Origin of the sequence: Candidatus Phytoplasma fabacearum (genome assembly GCF_030586805.1) — a bacterium.
Lineage (GTDB): Bacteria > Bacillota_I > Bacilli_A > Acholeplasmatales > Acholeplasmataceae > Phytoplasma > Phytoplasma fabacearum.
The window spans coordinates 1-2,483 of the sequence record NZ_JAOSIM010000040.1 but is presented as its reverse complement, the minus strand read 5'-3'; the positions used below and the strand labels follow the sequence as shown (position 1 = coordinate 2,483).

Annotated in this window: 2 protein-coding genes; both read right to left on the bottom strand. The window is 19.6% G+C overall.

What is annotated here, in order from left to right; all coding sequences use genetic code 11:
* Positions 1 to 829 precede the first annotated feature (829 nt).
* Positions 830 to 2,053, bottom strand: coding sequence for a DnaD domain protein (locus OC705_RS02435; RefSeq protein ID WP_304512680.1), 1,224 nt, complete (start codon positions 2,051 to 2,053; stop codon positions 830 to 832).
* Between the two features lie 113 nt (positions 2,054 to 2,166).
* The gene (locus tag OC705_RS02430; protein WP_304512681.1) at positions 2,167 to 2,253 is read right to left on the bottom strand and encodes a zinc finger domain-containing protein; all 87 of its coding nucleotides are present in this window, start codon (positions 2,251 to 2,253) and stop codon (positions 2,167 to 2,169) included.
* Positions 2,254 to 2,483 lie beyond the last annotated feature (230 nt).

Sequence of the window (2,483 nt, the reverse complement as noted above, 5' to 3'; positions counted from 1 at the left end):
TTCGTCGCAACCCGCTTTTAAGAACTGCTGTAATTCTTGAGAGTTTCCATTCAAGAACCGTTCTTAGCCTTACAGTGTTTATCGCACTGGTCATTGGTTAAATGACACGATATTTAGGCATCTTTGGTTCTTCCTAAACTAAAAATAATAGTAATTGAATTTATTATAAATTAAGATAAATATAGATTAATTAAAAAAATTCTTTTTTATTAATTATTAAAAATAACTTTATAAACATACAATTTATTTAAAATCTCATTTTTTTCTTAATATTATTCACTATTTTTAGCTAATAATAAATTATTACTGAATTTATTATATCATTTTTTTTATGTATATTTATTTTTCAATTTTAAACTTTTAAAAGATATTGGAGAAACAATTTATAAAAATAGATAATAATTAAATTCAATAATACATTTATTGAATAATAAATTAAAAATTAAAAATCTTATAAACCTTTAAATAACAAAGTACCCTTAAATTAATTTTTTTATTGAGAATAAAATATTTTAAACCATTATTCTATAAAGAAATTTCCATTAATAATAATGTATTAATTACTAATAACATTAATAACTTTTTAATTACAATCTATAATTTAAACAAATATAATATTTTAATTATTAATTATATAAATTTTTATTTACTTTTTAATAATTTAAAAAATAAAAAAGATTTTTAATATTTTTGTAATAATAAATAGAATTATACAATCTTATAACATATATTATTATTAGAAATAACCACAATCAGATATATATTAACTTTATTATTTATTGATTTATCCATGATATATTAATTTCAAATATTTAAAAATTACTTTTAATTAATGTAAATTTTTCATAAAATCATCTAACCATTTAGGCAAAGAAACATCTTTACGAGAAGAATTAAATTTTTTATTATTATTTTTTAATTCTTCTGTCAAATAATTGTAAGCCATTTCGGTAGAAATAATACCTCTTTTTAACCATGATTTTAAAACGGCATCGCAATAATTATAAGAAAGTACAAAATTAAGATCATGATATTTCTTTTTACAAATGTACATTAATAAAGCGTTAATAACTCCGATATCTACATCTTTATTATTTTGAATTAACATAAATAAGTCATGATTTAATTTTTTATGTATACTAATATTTTTGCCAAAATTTTTAATAATATGAATAGGATGTGATCGTTTTAAACACAAAATCATTTCATTTTTTTCTTGTTGATTATCATTAACATCAATAATTTTAATATTTTTTTGAGTTTTTATATTTTGCTCATATAAATAATCTCTTAAAATATTTAAATTAATACTTCTATTATAATTATGGCGAAAAAGTTTTTGATACAAAACAGCCATTTCTTTAGGTTGCAACATATAAATAAAACCTAAAGTCACGATATAATCAATATTTTCATCCTCTAATAAAAAAGGTTTTTTAAAACGTTCAGATAAATTATTTAAAAAAACTTCATAATCGAAAAATTTTTTAAATACCAACAAATGCTTAGTGCTATTTTTAACATTGCTCAAATTAGAATGATTATATAAAGAAGCATGATCAATATTAATTTTATTAACTCCATACATATCTACAAAATTTTTACTAATATTTTGGAAATTTTCAGGTATTGTAGGTAATTTATTTAATAATAATTTTTGTAAACAATGATAATAATTACCAACTTCACTTAAAAAAAAATGACTCAATAAAGGATCATTAAAAAATTTTTGAACCGAAACAGGAGAATGAATTATATAAATAATATCTTTATTTTCATTAGAATAAGTTTCTAACAAACGGAGAGCTTCTAATTTATATTGATTAGATTTAAAAGTTTTTTGATCTATATTTAAAAAATCCAATAACATCTGATATGTAATATTAAAATTATTATAAATATTATTTTTACTTTCATTTAAAAAATATAAAGTATTATACAAAGAAATAGCAATAGTTCCAATTAGGGGTTGATATAATAAATTAATAACTTTATAATCTTCTAAAGTCAATTTATTAACACAATAAATTTCAATTATCTTTGAATTAATCATTATTTGTAACCTTCCTTAAATGCTATTACCATAATAAATAACTGATAAAATCTAAAATAAACATAAATTTTTACCCATAATTATCAAAAAAAGATAGCATAAAATATTTATATCTATTTCAATTGACAAAACGAACAAAAATAAGAACTACGACCATTAATTTTAATTTTTTGAATCAATTTATTGCATCTAAAACACATTTGTTTATCTTTTTGATATACTAAAAGCTTTTTTTGAAAATTACCTTTAATTCCTAAAGATACGGATAGATTAATTGCGTTTTATACAACGATTTGTATTTGTTGTTTTATTTACAATCAGCCCCCGTCCAAACCGGACAAGCAAGTTTCCCAGCATCCGGCTTTCCATAATTTACTCTCTTTCGAGAACTAATTTCTCCTCGCGGTTGATTAGTTATTTATTCTTATTG